21 protein-coding genes are annotated in these 23,332 nt (G+C 40.8%); 7 read left to right on the forward strand and 14 right to left on the reverse strand.

The window, feature by feature from the left end; translation table 11 throughout:
* Nucleotides 1-100 precede the first annotated feature (100 nt).
* The 13 genes from lipA to leuS all read right to left on the reverse strand — a co-directional run bounded on the left by lipA (nucleotide 101) and on the right by leuS (nucleotide 13,165).
* A complete protein-coding gene (lipA, locus tag AAEZ18_RS03560) occupies nucleotides 101-1,066 on the reverse strand; it encodes a lipoyl synthase (RefSeq protein ID WP_011327708.1) in 966 nt (321 codons plus the stop codon).
* Complete coding sequence (lipB, locus tag AAEZ18_RS03565) at nucleotides 1,063-1,716, reverse strand: lipoyl(octanoyl) transferase LipB (protein WP_011327709.1); 654 nt, start codon at nucleotides 1,714-1,716, stop codon at nucleotides 1,063-1,065. The genes lipA and lipB overlap by 4 nt, the downstream gene beginning before the upstream one ends.
* 19 nt (nucleotides 1,717-1,735) lie before the next feature.
* Nucleotides 1,736-2,014, reverse strand: a complete 279-nt coding sequence (gene ybeD / locus AAEZ18_RS03570) for a DUF493 family protein YbeD (protein WP_011327710.1) — start codon at nucleotides 2,012-2,014, stop codon at nucleotides 1,736-1,738.
* A 218-nt stretch (nucleotides 2,015-2,232) separates the two neighbouring features.
* Nucleotides 2,233-3,396 carry a serine hydrolase gene (locus tag AAEZ18_RS03575; protein WP_011327711.1) on the reverse strand — a complete coding sequence of 388 codons (1,164 nt, stop codon included), beginning with the start codon at nucleotides 3,394-3,396 and terminating at the stop codon, nucleotides 2,233-2,235.
* 314 nt (nucleotides 3,397-3,710) lie between these two features.
* The gene (locus tag AAEZ18_RS03580; protein ID WP_041454376.1) at nucleotides 3,711-4,484 is read right to left on the reverse strand and encodes a septal ring lytic transglycosylase RlpA family protein; all 774 of its coding nucleotides are present in this window, start codon (nucleotides 4,482-4,484) and stop codon (nucleotides 3,711-3,713) included.
* Complete coding sequence (gene rodA, locus AAEZ18_RS03585; protein WP_011327713.1) at nucleotides 4,484-5,590, reverse strand: rod shape-determining protein RodA; 1,107 nt, start codon at nucleotides 5,588-5,590, stop codon at nucleotides 4,484-4,486. The genes AAEZ18_RS03580 and rodA overlap by 1 nt, the downstream gene beginning before the upstream one ends.
* The gene (gene mrdA / locus AAEZ18_RS03590; RefSeq protein WP_011327714.1) at nucleotides 5,587-7,455 is read right to left on the reverse strand and encodes a penicillin-binding protein 2; all 1,869 of its coding nucleotides are present in this window, start codon (nucleotides 7,453-7,455) and stop codon (nucleotides 5,587-5,589) included. The genes rodA and mrdA overlap by 4 nt, the downstream gene beginning before the upstream one ends.
* 8 nt (nucleotides 7,456-7,463) lie before the next feature.
* Nucleotides 7,464-7,934: a 23S rRNA (pseudouridine(1915)-N(3))-methyltransferase RlmH gene (rlmH, locus tag AAEZ18_RS03595; protein WP_058372938.1), complete on the reverse strand. Its 471-nt coding sequence runs from the start codon at nucleotides 7,932-7,934 to the stop codon at nucleotides 7,464-7,466.
* 42 nt (nucleotides 7,935-7,976) lie between these two features.
* A complete protein-coding gene (gene rsfS, locus AAEZ18_RS03600; RefSeq protein ID WP_011327716.1) occupies nucleotides 7,977-8,294 on the reverse strand; it encodes a ribosome silencing factor in 318 nt (105 codons plus the stop codon).
* A 92-nt stretch (nucleotides 8,295-8,386) separates the two neighbouring features.
* On the reverse strand, nucleotides 8,387-9,031 hold the full coding sequence (gene nadD, locus AAEZ18_RS03605) for a nicotinate-nucleotide adenylyltransferase (RefSeq protein WP_041454377.1): 645 nt from the start codon (nucleotides 9,029-9,031) through the stop codon (nucleotides 8,387-8,389).
* A 15-nt stretch (nucleotides 9,032-9,046) separates the two neighbouring features.
* On the reverse strand, nucleotides 9,047-10,084 hold the full coding sequence (gene holA / locus AAEZ18_RS03610) for a DNA polymerase III subunit delta (protein ID WP_011327718.1): 1,038 nt from the start codon (nucleotides 10,082-10,084) through the stop codon (nucleotides 9,047-9,049).
* The gene (locus AAEZ18_RS03615; RefSeq protein WP_011327719.1) at nucleotides 10,084-10,575 is read right to left on the reverse strand and encodes an LPS-assembly lipoprotein LptE; all 492 of its coding nucleotides are present in this window, start codon (nucleotides 10,573-10,575) and stop codon (nucleotides 10,084-10,086) included. Before AAEZ18_RS03615 ends, holA begins: the two co-directional genes overlap by 1 nt.
* A 1-nt stretch (nucleotide 10,576) precedes the next feature.
* On the reverse strand, nucleotides 10,577-13,165 hold the full coding sequence (gene leuS / locus AAEZ18_RS03620) for a leucine--tRNA ligase (RefSeq protein ID WP_179808053.1): 2,589 nt from the start codon (nucleotides 13,163-13,165) through the stop codon (nucleotides 10,577-10,579).
* Between the two features lie 232 nt (nucleotides 13,166-13,397).
* Here leuS and AAEZ18_RS03625 point away from each other — a divergent pair, with 232 nt between their 5' ends.
* The 5 genes from AAEZ18_RS03625 to AAEZ18_RS03645 all read left to right on the forward strand — a co-directional run bounded on the left by AAEZ18_RS03625 (nucleotide 13,398) and on the right by AAEZ18_RS03645 (nucleotide 18,424).
* Nucleotides 13,398-13,856, forward strand: coding sequence for a zinc ribbon-containing protein (locus tag AAEZ18_RS03625; protein ID WP_179808054.1), 459 nt, complete (start codon nucleotides 13,398-13,400; stop codon nucleotides 13,854-13,856).
* Nucleotides 13,857-13,932: 76 nt separating this feature from the next.
* Nucleotides 13,933-16,356 (forward strand): Lon protease family protein, encoded by a 2,424-nt coding sequence (locus AAEZ18_RS03630; protein ID WP_011327722.1) that lies wholly within the window; start codon nucleotides 13,933-13,935, stop codon nucleotides 16,354-16,356.
* A 2-nt stretch (nucleotides 16,357-16,358) separates the two neighbouring features.
* On the forward strand, nucleotides 16,359-16,835 hold the full coding sequence (gene bamJ, locus AAEZ18_RS03635; RefSeq protein ID WP_011327723.1) for a BamJ family beta-barrel-assembly machinery protein: 477 nt from the start codon (nucleotides 16,359-16,361) through the stop codon (nucleotides 16,833-16,835).
* Nucleotides 16,836-16,978: 143 nt separating this feature from the next.
* Complete coding sequence (locus AAEZ18_RS03640) at nucleotides 16,979-17,494, forward strand: hypothetical protein (protein WP_089367971.1); 516 nt, start codon at nucleotides 16,979-16,981, stop codon at nucleotides 17,492-17,494.
* A 141-nt stretch (nucleotides 17,495-17,635) separates the two neighbouring features.
* Complete coding sequence (locus tag AAEZ18_RS03645; protein ID WP_011327725.1) at nucleotides 17,636-18,424, forward strand: bestrophin-like domain; 789 nt, start codon at nucleotides 17,636-17,638, stop codon at nucleotides 18,422-18,424.
* A 113-nt stretch (nucleotides 18,425-18,537) separates the two neighbouring features.
* Here AAEZ18_RS03645 and AAEZ18_RS03650 read toward each other — a convergent pair whose 3' ends face one another.
* A complete protein-coding gene (locus AAEZ18_RS03650) occupies nucleotides 18,538-19,134 on the reverse strand; it encodes a hypothetical protein (RefSeq protein ID WP_011327726.1) in 597 nt (198 codons plus the stop codon).
* Between the two features lie 398 nt (nucleotides 19,135-19,532).
* Between AAEZ18_RS03650 and AAEZ18_RS03655 the strand changes: the two genes are divergently transcribed.
* Both AAEZ18_RS03655 and AAEZ18_RS03660 read left to right on the forward strand, forming a co-directional pair.
* Nucleotides 19,533-22,715: a S41 family peptidase gene (locus AAEZ18_RS03655; protein WP_370446744.1), complete on the forward strand. Its 3,183-nt coding sequence runs from the start codon at nucleotides 19,533-19,535 to the stop codon at nucleotides 22,713-22,715.
* A 126-nt stretch (nucleotides 22,716-22,841) separates the two neighbouring features.
* On the forward strand, nucleotides 22,842-23,153 hold the full coding sequence (locus AAEZ18_RS03660) for a monooxygenase (RefSeq protein WP_011327728.1): 312 nt from the start codon (nucleotides 22,842-22,844) through the stop codon (nucleotides 23,151-23,153).
* Nucleotides 23,154-23,332 lie beyond the last annotated feature (179 nt).

Here is a 23,332-nt window from a genome sequence, read left to right on the forward strand (position 1 = left end):
ATAATTCAATTATCCTTATTACTTATGGGTAATAAACTGCAACAAAAAAGCCGTTAATGACTATTGATCACTAACGGCTTGCTTAATTTATAAAAACGACTTATTTTACTTCTTTACCAGCCGCTTGTTGGTCAGCATGGTAGCTAGAGCGCACAAATGGGCCAGAGGCTGCATGAGTAAAGCCAATTTCATCAGCGTAGGCTTTTAGTGCATCAAACTCAGCAGGTGGCACGTAACGTTTTACTGGTAAGTGGTGCTTAGAAGGCTGTAAGTATTGGCCTACTGTAAGCATATCAACGTTATGGGCACGTAAGTCGCGAAGTACTTCTTCTATTTCGCTAATTTCTTCACCTAAACCAACCATTAAACCAGACTTAGTTTTAATCTCTGGGTGCGCTTCTTTAAAGCGACGCAGTAGCTCAAGTGACCATTTGTAATCAGCCCCTGGACGCGCAAGCTTATATAAACGCGGCGCAGTTTCTAGGTTATGGTTAAACACATCTGGTGGGGTTTCGATTAGTATTTCGAGTGCGCGGTCCATACGGCCACGAAAATCGGGTACTAAAATCTCAATAGTAATATTTGGGCTGTGCTTGCGAATTTCGCGAATACAATCGGCAAAATGCTGCGCGCCGCCATCACGTAAATCATCACGATCTACCGAGGTAATAACCACATAGCTTAGCTTCATGTCTTTAATTGTAAGCGCTAGTTTTTCAGGCTCAGTTGCATCAGGTGTTAATGGACGACCATGGGCAACATCACAAAATGGGCAACGACGAGTACAAATTGCACCTAAAATCATAAAGGTAGCTGTACCGTGGTTAAAGCATTCAGATAGGTTAGGGCACGAAGCCTCTTCGCATACCGAGTGCAGCCCATGCTTACGCATCGCCTGTTTAATGCCCTCAATACGCTCTGTTGATTTAGGTAAGCGAATTTTTAGCCACTCTGGCTTGCGTAACATTTCGTTTTTTTCTGTTGGTAAAACTTTTACGGGGATCAACGCCATTTTTGCTGCGTCGCGTAGTTTTACACCTGGTTCCATCTTGACTGGTTTATTCATTCGTTTTCAAACCCTTCAGTATGCTTAACCTGTGTTGCATTAAGCTTTTTAATCATGTGTTTTACCAGTCCTGCACCTGCTGTTTCTAGGTTTTGAGGACCCTTTAATTCTTTAGTTTGCACCATATTCATGCCTGCATAACCACATGGGTTAATGCGTAAAAATGGACTTAGGTCCATGTTAACATTTAATGCTAAGCCATGAAACGAGCAACCACGACGAACGCGTAAACCCAAAGAGGCTATTTTACTGTCGTTAACGTAAACACCGGGCGCATCGGCTTTGGCGTATGCTTGAATGTCGTACTCGGCGAGGGATTCAATAATACACTCCTCTAGCCAAGTAACTAATTCGCGTACACCAATTTTTAAACGACGTAAGTTAAATAGTACATACATCATTTGCTGGCCGGGGCCGTGGTAGGTTACTTGCCCACCGCGATCAACTTTAATCACTTCTATATCGCCGGGTGCGAGTAAGTGCTCGTCTTTACCTGCTTGGCCTTGAGTAAATACACTTTCGTGCTCTACTAACCAAATTTCATCCGCGCTATCGTCGTCGCGGGTATCGGTGAAGTCTTGCATTTTCTGCCAAATTGGCAAGTAACGCTGTCGGCCAAGTTGGCGCACGATTAAGGTGTTTTCTTTCACAACAAATCTCAATTATGGCTTAAAGCATGTGGCGTACGTCATCTAGATTACTGATCACGTTATAAATTTCTTCAATATGAGCGCCACTAGTAACGGTTGCAACAAGCGAAACTGATTCGTAATTACCTTTGCTACTTGGTTTTACTTTTGGGGCATAGTCGCCAGGTGCAATAACTTGTAACTTAGCTAAAATTTGATCCGTTAAGTTTACATTGGCTAAACCCATTATTTTAAATGTAAACGGGCAAGGGAACTCTAAATACTCATCAAATTTAGTATCTTTAACTGGTTGAACCACGACAGTGACTCCTCATACAAAAAAGTGTTGGCTTAATTTTGCTAAGTGGCAAACCCTAAGCTTAATACTATTGGGCTAATGGCAATCTGAGTTAAGCTTGTTTGGCTGTGCCAAAAAAGTTACAACTCAACATAATTGACTTATATGGGGCGCATTCTAGCATTTTTCAAGCAAAAAAAAACGCCTCATAGCAGAGGCGTTAATATTGTTTTATGCGGCTATTGCATAATCTGTAAACGTAAGTAGTCATAAATTTTACTAAAGAAGCTACCTTCTTCCACTTCTTCAAGTGTAACTAGCGGATATTGTGCAATATCTTCGCCTTCTAGTTGTAAAAATAAAGTACCTACTTTAGTGCCTTTAGCTAATGGCGCTTCAAGCGTGTTATCTAATTTAAAGTTCGCTTTTAAATTTTTATGCTGACCACGTGGAATAGTAATAGGGGTATCTTCTAAAATACCTAAAGAAACATTTTCTTTATTACCCATCCAAATACGTTGCTCTGCAAAGCTATCGCCTGCTTTGTACGGTGTAATTGTTTCATAAAAGCGAAAGCCATAGTTAAGTAACTTTTTGCTTTCTTCTTTACGTGCGCGCTCGCTTGAAGTACCCATAACAACGGCAATTAAACGCATATCGTTTTTAGTTGCAGAGGTTACTAAGCTGTAGCCTGCATCTGATGTATGGCCGGTTTTAATACCGTCTACGTCTAGGCTTTCATCCCATAATAATGAGTTGCGGTTGTATTGTTTAATGCCGTTATAAGTAAATGACTTTTTCTTATAAAGTGCGTACTCATCGGGTACATCGCGAATAAGTGCGCCGCCAAGTGTTGCCATATCACGCGGTGTTGTATAGTGCGCGTCGGTATCAAGGCCGTGGCTATTAATAAAGTGAGTGTTGCTCATGCCTAATTTTGCAGCGTGGGCGTTCATTAAATCAGCAAAAGCGCTTTCGCTACCGGCAATGTGCTCTGCCATAGCAACGCAGGCATCGTTACCTGATTGAATAATTATTCCGTGGTTTAGGTCATCAACGCTAATTTGTTTACCTACTTCAATAAACATTTTAGATGATTCTGGAAAGTTTTTAGCCCATGCTTTTTCGCTAACCGTAACCATGTCGGTAGGTGCAATATTACCGGCTTTAACTTCTGTGCCTATAACATAACTGGTCATCATTTTAGTTAAACTAGCAGGTGCTAACTTTGTATCAGCTTCACCTTGGGCAATAACTTTACCAGTTGTAAAGTCTACTAAAAAATAACCTTTAGCATTAACTTGAGGAGGTGCTGGAATAATTTGTGCGGTGGCTGAAAATACGGCGGCAGAACAAACTAGGCCGCATACCCCGTTGAGAATTTTATGTTTAATAGATTTCATCATACTCATTAATGGTTAAAGTTAAAGATTTGCGTTAGCCCATTCACATACCCAAACTACCCCTAGATGCGGGCGTCGTTGGAATTAAAAACGATTTAGGCAAGGCATTGATTACAAATAATAGTCACTCTATTGTTCAAATCAATAACGCAGTATAAATCGTTTTTAAACCAACCTCCAGGGCGTTTCACTGGAGCTTACTCTCTGTGTTGTTACTTTTTAAAAGGGATTACCATTTCAGCAAAGTAACGCCTAGATATTAAGTCCCAGTGCAACGCTGAATTCTGCATCTTGGGGTGGTTTGGGTATTAGTCTTACTGAGTGTAAAGCAAGAACGCGTTTTTAAATTGGTTTTGTTTTAATTGTGTTAATACTTGCTGTGCATGCTGGGCGTCTTTAATTGGCCCTAAATGCAACCTGAAAATATCGTCTTTTTGCACGATATTAGTGGGTAATTTATAATCGAGGCGTAAACGACTAGCCAGTGCTTCAATATTTGCTAGTGTACTACCTGCTGCTACCTGAATATAGGTTAAATGCGCAGTCGAATTGTCAAGCGTAACTGCTTCAAGCTTAACCTTGGCTGTACCATGGGTGTAATAACCTAGTTTGTATGCGGCTGCGTAGGATAAATCAATCACTCTATCTTCATGAAATGGGCCACGGTCATTTACGCGCACAATGACAGATTTATTATTACTGGTATTTGTTACTTTTACAAAGCTAGGTAAGGGCAGTGTTTTATGAGCGGCGGTCATGGCAAACATATCGTATATTTCGCCATTTGAAGTATGATAACCATGAAATTTACGGCCGTACCACGATGCAATGCCTTCCTCTGCATAACCAGTCTCGTCAAGCATAGGCGTATAACTTTTACCTAATACGGTATAAGGCCGGCTTGCGCTGGCACTTTTAGTAACTTTAACCACTACAGCGTCTTGCATTTCTAATGTGGTAGGCGCACGTAATGGTGCAGCATCATGGCGCATGCTGTAGCGACTGCTTGGGGTGTTATTTGAGCTACTACAAGCACTTAAAAGTATTAGGACAAAGCTGATAGTAAAAAATCGAGTATAAAATTGCATTATTTTAAAAGCATCCTTTTATCAGTTGCAATAGACATAATAATGCCAAAACTGGCCATCAGCGTCACCATAGACGTACCACCATAACTTATTAGTGGAAGCGGTACACCTACAACGGGTAATAAACCCGATACCATGCCTATATTTACAAACACATAAACAAAAAATGTCAGTGTAAGTGAGCCAGCTAATAACTTGCCAAAGGCATCTTGTGCATTAACGGCAATGTATAAACCGCGGCCAATAATAAATAAATATAAACTGAGTAAAATACACACCCCAAATAAGCCAAATTCCTCACTTAACACCGAAAATATAAAGTCTGTATGGCGCTCTGGTAAAAATTCAAGTTGCGATTGCGTACCCTGTAACCAACCTTTACCTTCAATGCCACCAGAGCCAATCGCAATTTTAGACTGAATAATATGATAGCCAGAGCCAAGCGGGTCGCTTTCAGGATCTAAAAAAGTAAGTACTCGTTGCTTTTGATAATCGTGCATACCATAGTGCCAAAAAGGCCATGCAGCGAGTGCTACGATAGAGCTTAAAAAACCAATTAAACGCCAGCTCAAACCCGATAAAAACAATACAAAAACACCTGAGCTGGCAATTAATATAGAAGTGCCTAAGTCGGGCTGCTCTTTAATTAGTAGCGTCGGTAGCATCATAATTACAAAACCAATAATTAAATGCAGTGGGCGAGGGGGTAAGTGATTACGTCCTATATACCAAGCAACCATCATGGGGACTGCAAGCTTCATTAATTCAGATGGTTGAAAGCGAGTGATACCTAAGTCTAGCCAGCGCTGAGCACCTTTAGAACTCACTCCAAATAATAACACTCCAACCAGCATTAATAGCCCTAAGCAATAAAGCGGTATAACTAAGCGCTTTAAAGTAGCAGGAGATAGCTGCGCTAATACGAACATAGCTACAATTGCACCGCCCATACGCGTAATATGGCGGATCATCATGGCGTTGTCTTGGCCACTGGCGCTGTACACAATAGTGATACTACCGACCATCATTATTAGCAGCGCAATAAATAAGGGTAAGTCTATATGTAGGCGCATCCAAATTGAGCGTTTATCGTGCAAAGCGGTCATGGGATGTTATTCCTTGCAAGATTAACGGGGTTGGCTGCAAAGTAGTAATCCATAAGTTGCCGGGCAATTTGCACACCACCATGGTTATTTTCTAATATTACAGACACTACAATTTTGGGATCGTTATACGGTGCAAAACCAATATAAATAGTGTTGTCGCGTTGTCGCTCTTTTAACGCATCAGCATCGTAGCGTTCGCCTTGAGCAATACTTACTATTTGTGCTGTGCCCGTTTTACCAGCAGAGTCATAATTAGTCCCTTTAAATGCTTTATGCGCAGTACCCGATACTTTTTTTACTGTGTTGTGCATTGCATCTAAAGCAATTTGCCAATGATGAGGGTTTTTTAATATTACAGGGGGCTTTTCTTCATTATTGATTTGTATAATGTCGTTATCTTTTTTAACGACTTGCACTAAATGTGGCGGATGGTTAATACCACGGTTTACTAAAATGTTTGTCGCATTTGCAATCTGAATTGGAGTGGCGGTCCAATAGCCTTGGCCTATGCCTACAGAAATAGTGTCACCACGCCACCATGACTCTTTAAAGCGATTTTCTTTCCACTCTTTTGAGGGCAGTATTGCCGTAGTTTCTTCATGAATATCAATACCAGAGAGTTCACCAAAGCCAAAACGCGACATAAAGTTACTTATTTTAGTAATACCTAAGCGATAAGCTGCATCGTAAAAATAGGTATCGCACGACTCTTCAATTGCTTTGTATACATCAACATGACCATGACCCCAACGTTTCCAGTCGCGCCATTTATGCTCTACATTTGGAATTTGAAAAAAACCAGGATCCCACATAGAAGTACTTTCGCTGACTATATTCTCTTCTAGGGCTAAAATAGCCATATGTGGTTTTACAGTAGAGGCAGGTGCATAACGACCTTGAGTTGCACGATTAATTAACGGGCGGTCTGGGTTTAGTAAGGCTTTATAGTTTTTGCTGCTTATGCCGTGCACAAATAAATTAGGGTCGTAACTAGGGTTAGAATAAAGCGCAAGTACACCGCCATCTTTAGCGTCCATAACGACAATAGCACCACGCATATCTTTAAGCGCATGTTGGGCAATTTGCTGTAAACCAATATCGAGTGTGAGTACTAAGTCGCTCCCTGGTTGCGGGGGGAGCATGCTTAAAGTGCGAATTATTCTACCGCGATTATTAACTTCAACATGCTGCGAGCCCACTTGGCCATGCAAGAGTTCTTCGTAATACTTTTCGATGCCGAGTTTGCCAATGTCGTGAGTGGCGCGATAATTTGTAGCTTGATCTTCTTGAGTTAATTTATTTAGCTCTTTTCTGTTTAATTTAGCCACATAGCCCAGTGCATGGGTAAGGGTATCGCCAAACGGATAATAGCGGGCGAGGCGAGCTTCAATACTAAAGCCCGGAAATTTATGTTGGTTTACTGAAAATTTAGCAACTTCTGTTTCATCTAAACGTGCTTTTAGTACTTGGCTTTTAAAACGCCGCGTATGTTTTATATCGTCTAAAAAGTCGGTTTTTTCTTGCTCGCTTATGGTTATTATTTTACTTACTTGTTCAAGCGATAGCGGCAGGTCTGCAACATCTTCAGGAATAACCTCAAGATTATAAACGGGTTTGTTTTCGGCAAGTAATACGCCATTGCGGTCGTAAATTAAACCTCGGTTAGGCGCAATTGGAATAACTTTAATACGGTTGTCGTTGGAGCGAGTTTGGTAGTTTTGATGATCATCTACCTGAATTTTATATAAATTCGAGAGTAAAATAGCAATTAGAGCTAATATAAAAATAAAACCCACAAACGCACGCCGTGCAAATAAGTTTGCCTCTGCTGAATGGTCGCGAATAGTGGGTCTTTGTTTTAACATGGCAAGGATTACTCGCGATGATAAGGATGGTTGTTATTTAAGCTCCAGCCTCTGTATAGGCTTTCAGCAACAATAATACGCACCAAAGGGTGCGGTAAAGTTAAGTTAGATAACGACCATTTTTGCTCAGAGGCAGCAATACACTCTGGTGCAAGTCCTTCAGGACCGCCAATAAGTAAACTTACATCGCGGCCATCGAGTTGCCATTTTTCCATGTTTTTAGCAAGTTCGTGGGTATCAAGTGGTTTACCTGTTACTTCTAGAGTAACAATACGGTTGCCTTTAGGAATAGCTGCTAAGGTTTTTTCACCTTCAATATGTAAAATGCGTTTTATATCTGCATTTTTACCACGTTTTCCGGCTGGGATTTCAATCAGTTCAAGTGCCATATCTTTAGCAAAACGACGTTGATACTCTGTAAATCCGGTTTCTACCCAAGCTGGCATTTTTGTACCAACGGCAATCATTTGTATTTTCACGTGTTACTTCCAAGCCTGTCTAAAATAAGTGGGTGTTTATTACTAGCCCCACAGTTTTTCTAGATCGTAATAGCTACGTGCTTCGTTTTGCATCACGTGTACAACCACATCACCTAAATCAACCAATGCCCATTCACCGTCGCTTTGGCCTTCATAACCTAAAGGTTCTTCACCTGCGTGGCGAGCCTCTTTTGCTAAATTATCAGCAATTGACAGAACATGACGTTTAGATGTGCCAGAGCATACAACCATGTAGTCTGTAATGTCTGATGTTGCTGTTACGTCAATATGAATCACATCGCGTGCTTTCATATCTTCAATTTTATCTATTGCAAAAGCGAGTAGTTGTTTCGAATCCAAGGTTTTGTCTCAATTTTAAATTTAATAGCGTGCATTTTAACATGCTAGGGGTTTTATACCAATGACTCTTGCAGAGTATTCACTTGTCAAGGTTAATTAGTATTATCATCATTTTGGTAAAGCGCATGGCGCTCTATATACAGACTCACTGCATCGGGTAATAGTTCATTCTTTTTATTAGTATTTTTAAGTTGTTGGCGAATATTACTCGATGCTGCATCGAGCATTTCACCGGGTAAAAAATAAAGTTTACCGGCAACCGTATGTGAAAGGGTTTTTGCATTATTAACTTGCGCTTGTTGCATATAATGCTGTAAATGGCCACTAACAGCACATTGCTGCCCAGGGCGTTGATACACCACAATATGGCAAAGTTGCGTGATTGCTTGCCACTGATACCATTTATCGAGGTTATTAAACGAGTCCATGCCAATTAAAAACACAATTGGCGTGTTTGGATGCTGTGCTCTTAATTCTTGTAAACTCAATAAAGAATAAGAAGGCCCAGTGCGGTGCAACTCTCTTAAATCGAGTTGAAAAAAAGGGTAAGGCGCAATTGCTGCATTGAGCATAGCTACTCGGTGCTCGGTGCTAATGCCAGGAGCCATTTTGTGGGCGGGCAGTGCGCAAGGCATAAAGTACAACGTATTTAAGTTAAGTGCATTTACGCATTGCTTTGCCATATTAATGTGCCCCAAATGAACGGGGTCGAAAGTGCCACCAAAAATTGCGATCATGTTAAATTCTGCATTTTAATTAACAGGATGACATGGCAGCGAAATATTCAGCGGTTGGCAAAACTTAATACAAATATGCGCGAGTGCTTGATAGGGCGCAATTAAGTTACCTTGTTTGTAGCTGGCGTCAAATATTGCAAGCTCAGAGCTAATTTGCTCAAGGGTATGAATACTTAACCTGTTTATAGCACTTTGTACTGGCGCTTGTTGGTTTTTCCATATTGCTTTTTGCTTAAATAAATTAGCAATGGGCTCGCCATTAAGTAAACCAATTTGCACATCAATTAAGGTGTTAAGCTCCTTGGTTATTGCCCATAAAATACTCACCACTTCGGTGTTATCGCTGGCCAGTTTATTCAGCACTTTTATTGCTTGTTTAGCTTGGCCGTTTAATAGTGCGTCGCTTAAATCAAAAATATCAAACTTGGCTTGATTTAATAGCCCTTGCATTACTAATTGTTGTGTAATGAGCGCATTGGCGTGTAGTAATGAGAGTTTTTCGAGTTCTTGAAAACACGCCAGTAAATTACCTTCAGTGGCGCTAATTAAACTCAGCTTTGCCTCATTTTGCATATTAAGAGATAAACGCTGGCATTGCTCATCTAACCAACGCTTTACATGCGTACCGGTAAGCGGATAGCAAGGTACAAATAAACCGTGTTTATCAAGCGCTTTAAACCAAGCACTGCGTTGTACGTCTTGGCTGGCTTTAGCGCCTTTAATAATTAAAATGGTATCGGGGTTTATTAGCTCAATAATTTTTTTAAACGTGTTGCTGCCAATAATTCCTGGCTTTTGCTGGTTTAAATCAAGCTCAATAATAGTGCGGGCGCTAAACAGCGACATACTTTGATATTGAGCTATAATTTCTTGCCAATCAAAACCTTGCATTAAAGTAAATTTAATTACTTCATCAAAGCCTTGCTCTTTAGCAATTGCGCGAATTTGTTGTACACATTGCGCTTCTTGAAAAGGCTCTTCACCAAACACTAAGTAAAAGGGTTTTAAGCCTTTTTTTAGTTCACTCGGTAATTGATTAGCGTAACAGCGCATTATAGTTGCGACAACTCTCTAAGAATACGACGACTAGCTTGTTGGCGTATTTCGCTAATAAGGAGTGCAAGCTCTTTTGCTTTGGCTAATGCATTGTCAGGATCGTCTTGATAATTACGATATAACTCAAAGCGCTTTTCTATTGGCTCAGCATTAGGACGATTGATCACAAACGCAACACTGTAAGTAAGTTCGTATTCTGCTACTTGGCCATTTTGAAACAACGACAAGGTTTGACGTTCAAGCTGATCTTTAAATAAATAAAGCTGTGCCGACTTTTTACTAGCCGCAACTAGTTTAACGTCACTGGCAATAAGCTCACTTTTTAAGGCGCTAAATAACGCTGACTTTTCATCGTCGCCAATGAGGGTTATTTGTTTTAGATCGTCTGGCAAGCTAGAGGCTTTTTTTAAATGAAAGCCACAGCTAGTTAATAAAAAACAGACTAGCACTAAGGCTAGTCCGTTTTTAATGGCGTTAAAAGCGGCCATATTAATTAGCTACCACATTAAGCAGTTTACCCGGTACGTAAATAACTTTACGAACGGTAACGCCGTCAGTGTATTTAGTTACGCTTGCTTGTTCAAAAGCGAGTGCTTCTACTTGCTCTTTTGTGGCATCGGCTGCAACGGTTAGTTTAGCGCGTAGTTTTCCGTTAACTTGAATAATAATTAACTTTTCATCTTCAACCAAAGCCGACTGATCAACCTCTGGCCATGAAGCGTTAACTATATCGCCTTCTTTACCTAGCTCTTGCCATAATTGGTGCGACAAATGCGGCGTAATAGGTGCAAGCATAATAAGCATTGCTTCAAGCGCTTCGTTAGCTATCGCTACATCTTGCTTACTATTTAACGGTGCTTTTAATAGTTTATTAGACAGCTCCATAATTGCCGCAATAGCAGTATTAAAGGTTTGACGACGTTCAACATCATCACTCACTTTAGCAATTGCTTTGTGTAAATCGCGACGCAGTACTTTTTGCTCGTTATTTAATGCTGTTTTATTGAGTGGTTGAAAACCAACTGTTTTAACATCAACCGCGTATTTCCACACACGTTTTAAGAAGCGATGTGCCCCTTCAACACCCGCGTCAGACCATTCTAGCGTTTGCTCTGGTGGTGCTGTAAACATCATAAATAAACGTACAGTGTCGGCGCCGTATTGTGCAATAACATGCTGTGGGTCAATACCGTTATTTTTCGATTTTGACATTTTGCTCATGCCAGATGAAAACACCGGGTTACCATCAACTTTATGCCATGCTTTAGTTACGCGGCCTTTGTCGTCTGTTTCGGTATTTACGTCGCTTGGCGAAATCCAAATATCAGCCCCTTTTTCATCTTTACGATAAAACGTTTCGGCTAATACCATACCTTGACAAAGTAAGCGGTCAAATGGCTCGTCTGAATCAACTAAACCAAAGTCGCGTAATAGTTTATGGAAAAAGCGCGAGTACAATAAATGTAAAATAGCGTGTTCAATACCGCCTATGTATTGGTTTACTGGTAACCAATAGTTAGCCGCTGTTGGGTCTAGCATGCCTTCGTCATGACGTGGGCTACAGTAACGAGCGTAATACCAAGACGATTCCATAAAGGTGTCAAAGGTATCGGTTTCATGAAACGCTGGTGCGCCATTCATGGTGGTTTTTGCCCAGTTAGGATCAGCTTTGATTGGCGATGTAACGCCATTCATTACTACGTCCTCTGGTAAGCGTACTGGCAGCATCTCGTCGGTTGCAGCAAGTTCGTTACCGTCTTCGTCGCTAAGCATTGGAATTGGTGAACCCCAGTAACGTTGGCGGCTTACGCCCCAATCACGCAGGCGGAAGTTTACTTTACGCTCGCCCACACCCAAGGCTTCTAACTTATCGGCAATGGCATTAAATGCCGCGTCAAAATCAAGGCCGTCAAATTCACCCGAGTTAACCAATACACCTTTATCGGTAAACGCTTCTTTGTTTAGGTTTACTTCAAGGTCAGAGCCCGTAACTGGCGCAATCACTTGTTTAATATCAAGGCCGTAGGCTGTTGCAAATTCAAAGTCACGTTGGTCGTGTGCAGGCACTGCCATTACCGCGCCTGAGCCGTAATGCATTAGTACAAAGTTAGCGATCCAAATTGGTACTTGCTCACCAGTAAGTGGGTGAGTAGCAAAAAAGCCAGTTGCTATGCCTTTTTTCTCCATGGTTGCCATGTCGGCTTCACTTACTTTGTTGTTTTTACATTCTTCAACAAACAGTGCCACAGAATCGCTATTTTTAGCCGCTTCTTTAGCAATTGGGTGGCCTGCAGCAACCGCTACATAAGTCACACCCATAAAGGTATCTGGACGCGTGGTATAAACGCTAAATGTTTCGTTGTTATCAGTGCGTTTAAATTCAATATCACACCCTTCAGAGCGACCAATCCAGTTGCGCTGCATGGTTTTAACTTGTTCAGGCCAATCTTCTAACTTGTCTAAATCGTCAAGTAGTTCTTGTGCGTAGTCGGTAATTTTAATAAACCACTGTGGAATTTCTTTTTGCTCAACCACAGCGCCCGAACGCCAACCGCGACCGTCAATAACTTGCTCGTTAGCTAATACAGTTTGATCTACCGGATCCCAGTTAACCGTCGACATTTTTTTGTACACTAAGCCTTTTTCGTACAACTTAGTGAAAAACCATTGTTCCCATTTATAGTATTCTGGATGACAGGTGGCAATTTCGCGATCCCAGTCATAACCAAAACCTAACTGCTTAAGTTGGGTACGCATGTAGTCAATATTCTCGTAGGTCCATTTTGCAGGGGCTGTTTTGTTTTTAATAGCCGCGTTTTCTGCAGGTAAACCAAACGCATCCCAACCCATAGGTTGCATTACGTTTTTGCCTTTTAAGCGCTGAAAGCGAGATACAACGTCACCAATAGTGTAGTTACGCACGTGACCCATATGGAGTCGACCGCTCGGGTAGGGGAACATAGAAAGGCAGTAATACTTTTCTTTGCTCTCATCTTCCGTAACTTTAAATACTTTGTTTTCTTCCCAGTAACGTTGGATTTTTGACTCTATTTTTTGAGGGTTATATTGCTCTTGCATCTACGGTTCCAGACTTCTTACGACTAATAAAAAATTAGCTCTAGGATAACCCAAATAAACCGCTATTTATAGCGCCATAAACACGCTTTTATTAAATTATAACTTTCAGTGCAGGTTAACCTATACTTTTGTAAGCTAGTTGCTGAAAAGCATAGGTTAAAGGTTGATTTAACAGCCCTAATAGGTTCAACCTACAAATCTAAATATGCCCTAAATTTGCAGGAGTAAGAAAATGGCTGACTACAAAACATGGCTAAACGATTTAACGCTTTGGTTAAAAGATGTAAAAGATCATGAATTAAAAGAGGCGGTAAAACGATTTGTTGAATCTGAGCAGGCACTTAAAAATTTAGGAGAAGAAAAGTATCAACTTTATCGTAACTACTTAATGCGCGATTTAGAACACTTGCAAGAGCACGAAACCCACTATAATTCGCTTGCATGGCAAGAGCTTAAAGAATCATTATGGTATGAGCTTTCGCACATAGAAGACAAAACACAGCTAGAGTGGAACTCACTTAGCCAAGATTTTAAGCACAATGGCATATATCACGTAGGCGAATGGATAGCCATGGGCACATTAGTATGTAAGAATTGTAACCATAGTTACGATGTTTATCATGCTACGCAAATAACACCTTGTTTAGAGTGTGATGGAATCTATTTTAGCCGTAAGGCTTTGCAACCCTAAATATAAGTATTAAGTGGCTGCAGGCCACTTAATACGCCAAAAGCCAGTGAATACGCTGGTAAACAAAGAAGTTAGAATGACGAAAAAATTACTGCCACTACCTGTATCAAAGCTTGCGCCGAGCATTTCTACTAGCCACGTGCATACTTGCATGAGCAACCCATACCCAGAGCATTTTACTTTTATAGGCCAACAACGGGCGCAAAGTGCATTAGACTTTTCACTCGGTATGGATTTACCTGGCTATAACGTATACGTAATGGGCGAAGCTGCACATGGACGTTTTACCCTAGTAAAAGACAAACTAAAAGAGCATGCCAAAGGCAGAGTAACGCCTAATGAGTGGTTGTATGTAAATAATTACGACGACCACCGCGAGCCTATCGCACTGTTTATGCAAGCTGGGCAAAGTAAAAAGCTTGCCGATGACATTGATGCTTTTATTGACGAAGTGCTCGACACCTTTCCTGCCGCATTTGACAACCCTGCGTACCAGCGCAAAAAGAAATCCATAGACCGTGAATTTAACGACGCCTATGACGGTGCTATTACCGCGGTAGAAATTGCGGCGCTTGAACAAAGTGTGGCGCTTATTGAAGAAAAAGGCGTAGTAGGCTTTGCTCCATTAATAGGTGGCAAGCAGCTAAGCGATAATGAATTTTCGCACCTTGAAGATGAGCTACGTGAAACCTTTTTTGAAAGAATTGAAAAACTCGAAGACACATTAATAGAAGCACTTATTGAGCTGCCGCGCTGGAAACGTGAATCTACCGAAAAGCTACGTAACCTTAAAAAGTCGACTGCCGAGCAAGCAACTAAGCCCTTATTAAAAGACTTAGAGCATAAATATGCCAGCCATATTGGCGTGCTGCGTTATTTAAAAGACATTCGCGTAGAAATTATTGACGCTGTGCTTGAGTGGTTAGACGATGAAGGCGAAAGCGAAGAAAACAAAGAAGACTTTGATCGCAAAGGCATGCTTACTGACTTTTTTGCGCCCAATATTTTAGTTGAGTTTAAAGAAGGCGACGCCGCTCCTGTGGTTTACGAGCCTAACCCAACGTTTGGCAACATATTTGGCAAGGTTGAGTACGCTACCTCACAAGGCTCGCTTATAACTAGCTATCGCTCAATTCAGGCCGGCGCATTGCATCGTGCTAACGGTGGCTATTTAATGATGGACGCCGAAAAAGTAATGGCTAACCCACAAGTGTGGGATGGTTTAAAACTATCGCTTAAAACCCATCAAATTAAAAATGACTTACCGTATCAAGATAGCGTTGTAGGCAGCAGTTTTACGTTGCGCCCGCAGTTAATTCCGCTAGATGTAAAAATAATATTATTAGGCTCGCGCGAGCTGTACTACACCATAGGTGAGTACGACGAAGAATTTGCTGAGCTGTTTAGAATACTAGCCGACTTTGACTACTACTTACCGAGTAGCGATAAATTACAGTACCAATTTATTACCAAAGTAACTGACTATTGCGAGCACGTTTTAAAATGCACCACTACAGAAGCCGCAATGGTGCGCTTGCTCAAATTTAGTTATCGCCAAGCCGAGCATCATAATAAACTCTCTGCCCGCTTTGCCGATGTGTTAGAGCTGGTAGCCGAAGCAAGTTATTATGCCAAACAAGACAAGCTAACGGTTATAGACGCTCATCATATTGACGAAGCCATTGAAGGTAAACAGTATCGTACTGGGCAAATTAGCGAAAACATGCTCAGTGATATTAAAGAAGGGCACACCCTTATTGCCACGCAAGGCCAAGCCATAGGCAAAGTAAATGGTTTAACTGTACTGCATATTGGCGATACCTCATTTGGTACACCTGCGCGTATTACGGCAACAGTTTATGCCGGTGCCGATGGCGTTTTAGATGTAGAGCGCGAAGCCGAGCTAGGTAAAGCAATTCACTCTAAAGGGGTAATGCTACTTACCGGCTATTTAGGCAATAAATACGCGCAGCACTTTAGCTTAACGCTCAGTGCAAATATTGCAATTGAACAAAGTTATGGCTACATAGATGGCGATAGCGCGTCACTTGCCGAGTTATGCGCGTTAATTTCGGCTATTACTAGTTTACCACTGAGTCAATCAATTGCGCTTACAGGCTCAATTAACCAACATGGCGATGTACAAGCTATTGGTGGCGTAAACGAAAAAATAGAAGGCTTTTTTAAACTGTGTAAAATGCGCGGTTTAACTGGCGAAGAGGGCGTGATCATTCCTAAATCTAACCAAGTTAACTTAGTGTTAGATGAGGAAATACTTAATGCAGTTGAACTTGGTAAATTTAATATTTACGCAGTAGAGACGGTAGATCAGGCACTTAACTTACTGATGGATTTAGAAGCTGGCGATTTAGTTGACGGGCACTATCCTGAAAACTCAGTAAACGGCCTAGCCTTAGCACGACTTAAAGATATTGCAGACATTGTAAACGGCGATAGCGAAGATGAAAAAGACGCAGAACCAGAAGAGGAAAAAAATTAACTATGCTTAATATAATATTAGCGGTAATTATCGCCATATTTTGCTTTTTAATATTTAAAAACAGCAAAAAAGCCAAACAACAAGTGGGTATTAACGCGCAAATAGAAGCTGATTTTTTGGCAGCTAATGCAAAAGTAGATGGCGTACAAGAGACCGCTTCAGGCTTGCAGTACAAAGTATTGCACCAAGGGCAAAGCGATGACAAGCCTAACCCCAAAAGCATGGTTAATGTGCATTACCACGGTACGTTAATAGACGGCACAGTATTTGACAGCTCAGTTGAGCGTAAAGCCCCTATTAGCTTTGGTTTACATCAAGTTATTAAAGGGTGGACCGAAGGTCTGCAACTTATGAGCCCCGGCGATAAATACCTACTTTATGTACCGCATCAACTGGCTTACGGTGAAAAACGTGTGGGCAGCATTCCACCGGCATCACTGCTTATATTTGAAGTTGAGTTATTGGCTATTGAGTCGTAATATTATTTTAAGTAATAATTACTTAAGCCCTGCTTTCATAAAGTGGGGCTTTTTGCTTTTAGCCAGCCTGTAAACGTTACTCAAGAATTTTAATGTTAGGTCGATACCTATAATAGTGACAAAGCTATTTTAGGGATAAAGTAATGAAGATTTCACCAGCGCCCCCTTTACACCATGCATACAGCCTTAATACTCAGCCTTTAACACAACCAGATAAGCAACTTGCTGAAGGTGAGACAGAGGCTGAGCCAAAATATGTTTTATCAAAGTTCTTAGACACTAAAGCACAAAAGTACAGGGAAGATAACGCAACGTTTGGCGATCAATATAAAAACCTAGAAAAAGTGTATAAGCACTTTTTAGGGCGGGTTATTGCATTGCAAGAGCAAATTAACAAACTCAAACAAAGTCCAATTCAAAGCAGTTTAACCATAAATAGCACCGCAAATGAGCCAAATAAAAGTGATGCTAGTTTAGCTATTGATGTTGAGCATTTAGGGTCTAAAAAATATAAAAACTCACAACAACAAGAGCAAATAGATATACTAGAGCGGCAATTAGGGGAGTTAAAATCAGAGCAAGCAGCAATAAAACAACAAATGGTTGAGCTGGTTATGAGTGAAATGAAAAGACGAGGCGATCACGACTATAATGTTTAGCGTTAAGGCAGGTTGGTGAATCAGCCCTTAACTTAATTTTACTTACTTCCAGTTTAAATTTACCGTATCTTTAAAGTATAACTTTGTTGAGTACGCTTTAAAAAGTACACCCAAATAATGGCCAGTGGAATTTACTAAATTATGTTCGAAGATGAATTACTTTATGGATACAGCAGTGTATTAATTGCAGTTACATTGTTTATTGCGATCGTTATTTTTAACGAAATAGGCTTTAGAGCAGGGCGGTTTATTCAAGGCAGAACCGACAGTGAGGTTAAGACGCTAACGGGTTCTATTCAGGGCAGTATATTAGGTTTGTTAGCATTACTACTGGGTTTTACATTTAGCATGTCGATGCAACGGTATGATAACCGCAGCATGGCGTTAATAGATGAAGCAAACACAATCGGCACAGCCATATTACGGGTTGAATTACTGCCACAAGAATACAAAAAACAAGCCAATGAATTATTTAAAGAGTATGTAGACTTACGAGTTGCTATAGGCCAATTAGATTTAACCAAACACGCGCAGCGTAACGACTACAATAATAAAATAGCCAACCTACAGCGTCAGTTATGGTCATTGGCTATCGCAGCCACAAATGTTGACCCAAGGCCTGTAACTACAGGAGCGTTTGTAAAATCGCTTAATGATGTAATAGACAGCCAAGGAAAGCGAAATGCTTTATTGCAAATGCATGTACCTGAGGTGGTATTAATACTGCTCTTTATTGTTTTTATTTCGTCTGGCGGCATTATGGGTTATTCCGCAGGACTAAGTGGTAAGCGAATGATTGTGCCCATAGTATTGGTTTCTTTGTTAATTACTTTAATCGTATTTATTATTATAGATTTAGACCGGCCAAAGCGCGGGCTTATACAAGTAGATCAAACGGTAATGATTGAGGTTTCAGAAAATATTAAATAGTAATAAAGAAGGGGTTTTAATTTAAGCGCGTAAATAACAGTTATATTGTTTGCTGCTTTGGCGAACTAAATACTTATTTAGTTCGCCAATAAAAATGTTCGCGTAGTTTAAAATTACAGTAACGCTTTAACCTCAGGATCTGCAAACGCTAATTCAAAGCGCTCTTTATAAAGCATTTGTAAGTCGTTGGTATGCATACTTGGAATGTCTTGCTCGCCAGTAAAGTTTTTATTTATAAGCGTAGCACCAGTGCGATCCTTAATTATTAGATCAAAGTTATACCATGAGTTATCAGTAAAAGCGTGGTGATCATACTTCCATTCGTTAAGTACGATTATAATAGTCGCAGTATCGCTATCTGCTTTAATGTCATTAATATCGACCTGTGGTGTGGTAGCTATTAGCTTAGCGTTAATACCAGAGCGAATAAAACCAGCAGCAAGGCGTTTACCTAAGTGTTGTGGCATAGTTTCGCCAGTAATGATGTTTTGTGTATAAGGTATACCAAAGCCAGAGCGACTTAATCCTTCAAAACCAGAGAGTTTGTCACCATTTACAACATATGGGCGATGATCTACCACTGCAATTTGTATTTCATCAACTTGGGGCTTATTTAACGTAGGAGCTGCTTGTTCTGCAGTCATAATGGCCGTACAGCCGGTAGTTAAAAGTAGGGTAACAGCGATAAAGATTGAAGCTATTTTGTTCACATTATATTCCTTTTATGTGTATTTATGATTAAATAAAACCAAATTACAGATCGTTAGGTAATACCATGAAAGTAATGGATTTTATTGGGCAAGATAGTATTAACAAAAGCTGAATAAATCAAGGCAGTATTAACTTTTATTTTTTTAATGGGCTTAAAGTACTGCTTTTAGCTAGAGTAGGTGTTTAAAATATTAAAATGTGAGTGAAATATATTACCAATTATTAAGCTTTTACAATGACTGTATTTACACCTTGTTACAGTAATTTGTCGCACAAAGCTGCAAACTGTCTTTTTATTGTTATTATGAAATGAAATAACATTGTAAGGACGATAACCTTGAAACTACGCACTTTATTAACAGCAATAGCAGTAGCGGTTGCACCGGCAATATCGCCGATGGTTGCGGCTTATCAAACACAAGATACCCGCTTATTACGCTTTCCCGATATTCATAAAGAATCAGTAACCTTTGTTTATGCGGGCGATATTTATATAGCAAACACTAAAACAGGTAAAAGCACGCGCTTAACTGATCATATTGGTTTTGAAACCTTTCCTAAATTTTCGCCAGATGGCAGCCAAATCGCTTTTTCTGCCCAATATAATGGCAGCCGCCAAGTGTATGTAATGAACCGCGATGGCTCCGACTTAAAACAACTGACTTATTATAACGACGTAGGTGTAATGCCGCCGCGCGGTGGTTTTGATTATCGTGTACTTGATTGGACCCCAGACGGTAAGCATATTGTGTTTAGAGCTAACCGTACCCCTTATGGTCAGCGTGTTGGCCGACCTTATATAGTGCCTGCTGCGGGTGGCCTAGAGCAACCATTAGCCATACCAGAAACTGGCGGTGGCATGTTATCGCCCGATGGCAAACAGTATGTGTATACACCCATTGATCGCGAATTTCGTACTTGGAAACGCACCCGTGGCGGGCGCGCACAAGATGTATGGGTTTACGATTTAGAAAATAACAAATCAAAGCAATTAACAACCAACAGAGCAACCGACCAACAGCCTACTTGGGTTAACAATAACATTTACTACGTGTCGGACAGAGAATACACGCTAAATTTATACAAACATCAAGATGGCAAAAATCCGATAAAAGTAACTAACCACAGCGACTTTGATGTGCTTTGGCCCTCGGCTGGGCCCAACGCCATAGTGTATGAAAATGGTGGTTATTTGTATCGCTTTGATGACGCCACGCAGCAATCTGAAAAGCTGAGCATAAATGTTCAAGGTAACCGTGAACATACAATGGCCTACAGTAAAAATGTTAGTGACTTTATTGATTCAATGGACGTATCGCACGATGGAAAAAGAGTACTATTTACAGCACGCGGCGAACTGTTTTCTGTGCCGGTTAAAAATGGCCCAACCCGAAACTTAAGCCATACGCCAAAAGGGCGTGAAATATCGGCTACATGGTCGCCCAATGGACGCTATATTGCTTACATGAGTGATGAAACAGGCGAGTACGAAATTTACCTAAAAGACAGAGCTAACAATAACCAAGTTAAGCAACTGACCAGTAATGGCAGTATTTGGCGTTTTGAGCCAGTTTGGTCACCAGATAATAAAAAGTTATTGTTTAGCGATCAGAATCACACCCTGTGGTGGCTCGATATTAAAACCGGTAAGCAGCGTAAAATTGATACCGCAAAATATAATGAAGATGGTTTAACTAGCTATATTTGGTCGCCTAATAGCGAGGATATAGTGTTTGTTAAAAATAACGAAAATCGCTACGCCTCATTATGGCATTACAATTTAAAAGACAAGCGCGTTACTCGCTTAACTGATGACATGAGCAGTGAGACAAACCCAGCGTTTTCTCCCGACGGGCAGCAATTGTATTTCACATCAGAGCGCGACTTTAATTTAACTTTTAGTAGCTACGAGTTTGACTACATGTTTAACAATGCAACCCGACTGTATTCGGTTGCAGTAAATAGTAAAATCAAGCCACTTAATACACCGCTGAGTGACGAAATAAGCATTGTTGACTCAAAAGCAGATAAAGACGATAAAAAGTCAGCTAAAGCACCCAGCAATTATATAGAAAGTAACGGCTTTATGAGCCGTGTTGTGGCGCTAAATGTACCTGCAGGAAACTACGGCGCACTAAGCGGCGTAAAAGACGGCGTATTAACACTATCGGCAGGAGAGCTTAAGTTAGTGCCTAATGCCGTTGATGGTGAAGTTGCCACAATAGCAGCAGGAGTGAGTAATTATAAAGTGTCGGCTAATGCTGAGCATATTATTGCTCGTGCAGGAAAAAACATTAGCGTAATAAAGCCAGAAGCTAAACAAGACTTAAAAGCTACGCAACTTAACTTGCAAGACATGGTATTAAAAATTGACCCGCAAACCGAGTGGGCACAAATGTATCGTGAAGGCTGGCGCACTCTGCGCGACTGGTTTTATGACGAAAACCATCATGGCCAAGACTGGGATGCTATTTTAGCGCGTTACCAACCTATGGCAGACGCTATTGCACATCGAGCCGACCTAGATTATGTATTAAGTGAAATAGCAGGCGAAATAAACTCAGGGCATATTTATGTTAACTCGGGCGATATGCCAACATCTCCTCGTTTACAGCATGGCTTATTGGGCGCAGAAATTAGCGCGCATAAATCAGGCTTTGTAAAAATAGAGACTATTTTTAAAGGCGAAAACTGGCACGAAAACTTTCGCTCACCGCTAAACGAAACCGGCATTAACGCCAATGTAGGCGATTACATAATTGCAGTAAATGGCCGCTCAGTAAAAAGCGTAGTCAACTTTTACGAACTACTAGAAAACACCCAAGGTAAATCGGTTGAATTACTACTCAGTAAATCACCAAGCCTAAAAAACAGCTGGAAAGTAATGGTAACGCCTATTGCCAGCGAAACTGGATTGCGTTACTTACAGTGGGCACAATCGCGCGCTGAGTATGTTAATAAGCTTTCAGATGGGCGTATTGGCTACGTGCATTTACCTAACACCCATTACGAAGGTAACCGTTCGTTATTTAAAAACTTTTTACCGCAAACTAATAAAGAAGCGATGATCATAGACGATCGTTACAATGGCGGCGGTTTTATACCTGAACATATGATCACTTGGTTAGCGCGTAAACCGCTTAACTACTGGAAACGCCGTGGTGTAGAGCCAACTAAAACCCCGCAGTTTGCACACGATGGCCCTAAAGCTATGCTGATCAATGGCTACTCTAGTTCAGGCGGCGACGCACTACCGTATTACTTTCGCCAAGCAGGTTTAGGCAAATTAATTGGTACGCGTACCTGGGGCGGTTTAATTGGTATTTCGGGCAACCCTGGGCTTGTAGATGGTGGCTCAGTTATTGCCGCTACTTTTAGAATTTTAGATAACGAAGGTAACTGGATCATTGAAAATGAAGGCGTAAGCCCAGACATAGAAGTGATTGATCGCCCAGAGCTTATTCAAGCCGGACAAGATCCGTCGATTGAACGCGCTGTAAAAGAGTTATTAAAAGAGCTTAAAGCAAATCCGAAAAAACCATTGGTAGTGCCAGCACCACCGAGTGAATTTGGTCGCTAATTGCAATAAATTAAGCTGCTAAGTTACGCAGCCTGTTAGCTACTTTGCGTGTGCTTGGTAGCTAACTAATTTATTAGAGTATTATTAAAAGCGTGATACCGCGCTTTAGTTAAAAGAGAGCTTATAGTGAAAAAATTATTACAGGTAGACTTTGATTTTGCAGGCCCGTTTGGGGAGCAAATGTCAGCAGCATTAAAAGATTTAGCCGAATCAATTAACCATGAACCCGGTATTATTTGGAAAATTTGGACCGAAAACCAACAAGGTCAACTTGCTGGTGGTATTTACCTATTTGAAGATGAAGCATCAGCTAATGCGTATTTAACTATGCACACAGCACGCTTAAAGGCTATGGGGGTTGCCCAAGTTCGTGGCCAATTATTCGATGTAAACCTGCCATTATCAGCGATTAATAACGCACCGCTTACCGTTAAATAGATTAGTTAAATAGTTAGTTAAATAGTTAAGCAGCCAAATAATAAGACGGGTTAAAAAATCATTTAAATTAAAGGCTGCCTAGTGCAGCCTTTTTTCAAAGCCCACAAATTAAATAACGTATTTTATATAGAGGAGTTACGCAAGAGCGGAGCGAAACCGAACAAGAGAATTAATAATAC

The organism is Pseudoalteromonas sp. 19-MNA-CIBAN-0066, assembly GCF_040308705.1.
In the GTDB taxonomy this organism is placed as follows: Bacteria; Pseudomonadota; Gammaproteobacteria; order Enterobacterales; family Alteromonadaceae; genus Pseudoalteromonas; species Pseudoalteromonas nigrifaciens.

What these genes read in the sequence shown, in the direction of transcription:
- lipA (WP_011327708.1), bottom strand. Translation starts at nt 1,066, where the DNA reads ATGAATAAACCAGTCAAGATGGAACCAGGTGTAAAACTACGCGACGCA.
- AAEZ18_RS03575 (WP_011327711.1), bottom strand. Translation starts at nt 3,396, where the DNA reads ATGAAATCTATTAAACATAAAATTCTCAACGGGGTATGCGGCCTAGTT.
- AAEZ18_RS03580 (WP_041454376.1), bottom strand. Translation starts at nt 4,484, where the DNA reads ATGCAATTTTATACTCGATTTTTTACTATCAGCTTTGTCCTAATACTT.
- rodA (WP_011327713.1), bottom strand. Translation starts at nt 5,590, where the DNA reads ATGACCGCTTTGCACGATAAACGCTCAATTTGGATGCGCCTACATATA.
- mrdA (WP_011327714.1), bottom strand. Translation starts at nt 7,455, where the DNA reads ATGTTAAAACAAAGACCCACTATTCGCGACCATTCAGCAGAGGCAAAC.
- nadD (WP_041454377.1), bottom strand. Translation starts at nt 9,031, where the DNA reads ATGATCGCAATTTTTGGTGGCACTTTCGACCCCGTTCATTTGGGGCAC.
- holA (WP_011327718.1), bottom strand. Translation starts at nt 10,084, where the DNA reads ATGCGCTGTTACGCTAATCAATTACCGAGTGAACTAAAAAAAGGCTTA.
- AAEZ18_RS03615 (WP_011327719.1), bottom strand. Translation starts at nt 10,575, where the DNA reads ATGGCCGCTTTTAACGCCATTAAAAACGGACTAGCCTTAGTGCTAGTC.
- leuS (WP_179808053.1), bottom strand. Translation starts at nt 13,165, where the DNA reads ATGCAAGAGCAATATAACCCTCAAAAAATAGAGTCAAAAATCCAACGT.
- AAEZ18_RS03625 (WP_179808054.1), top strand. Translation starts at nt 13,398, where the DNA reads ATGGCTGACTACAAAACATGGCTAAACGATTTAACGCTTTGGTTAAAA.
- AAEZ18_RS03630 (WP_011327722.1), top strand. Translation starts at nt 13,933, where the DNA reads ATGACGAAAAAATTACTGCCACTACCTGTATCAAAGCTTGCGCCGAGC.
- bamJ (WP_011327723.1), top strand. Translation starts at nt 16,359, where the DNA reads ATGCTTAATATAATATTAGCGGTAATTATCGCCATATTTTGCTTTTTA.
- AAEZ18_RS03640 (WP_089367971.1), top strand. Translation starts at nt 16,979, where the DNA reads ATGAAGATTTCACCAGCGCCCCCTTTACACCATGCATACAGCCTTAAT.
- AAEZ18_RS03645 (WP_011327725.1), top strand. Translation starts at nt 17,636, where the DNA reads ATGTTCGAAGATGAATTACTTTATGGATACAGCAGTGTATTAATTGCA.
- AAEZ18_RS03655 (WP_370446744.1), top strand. Translation starts at nt 19,533, where the DNA reads ATGGTTGCGGCTTATCAAACACAAGATACCCGCTTATTACGCTTTCCC.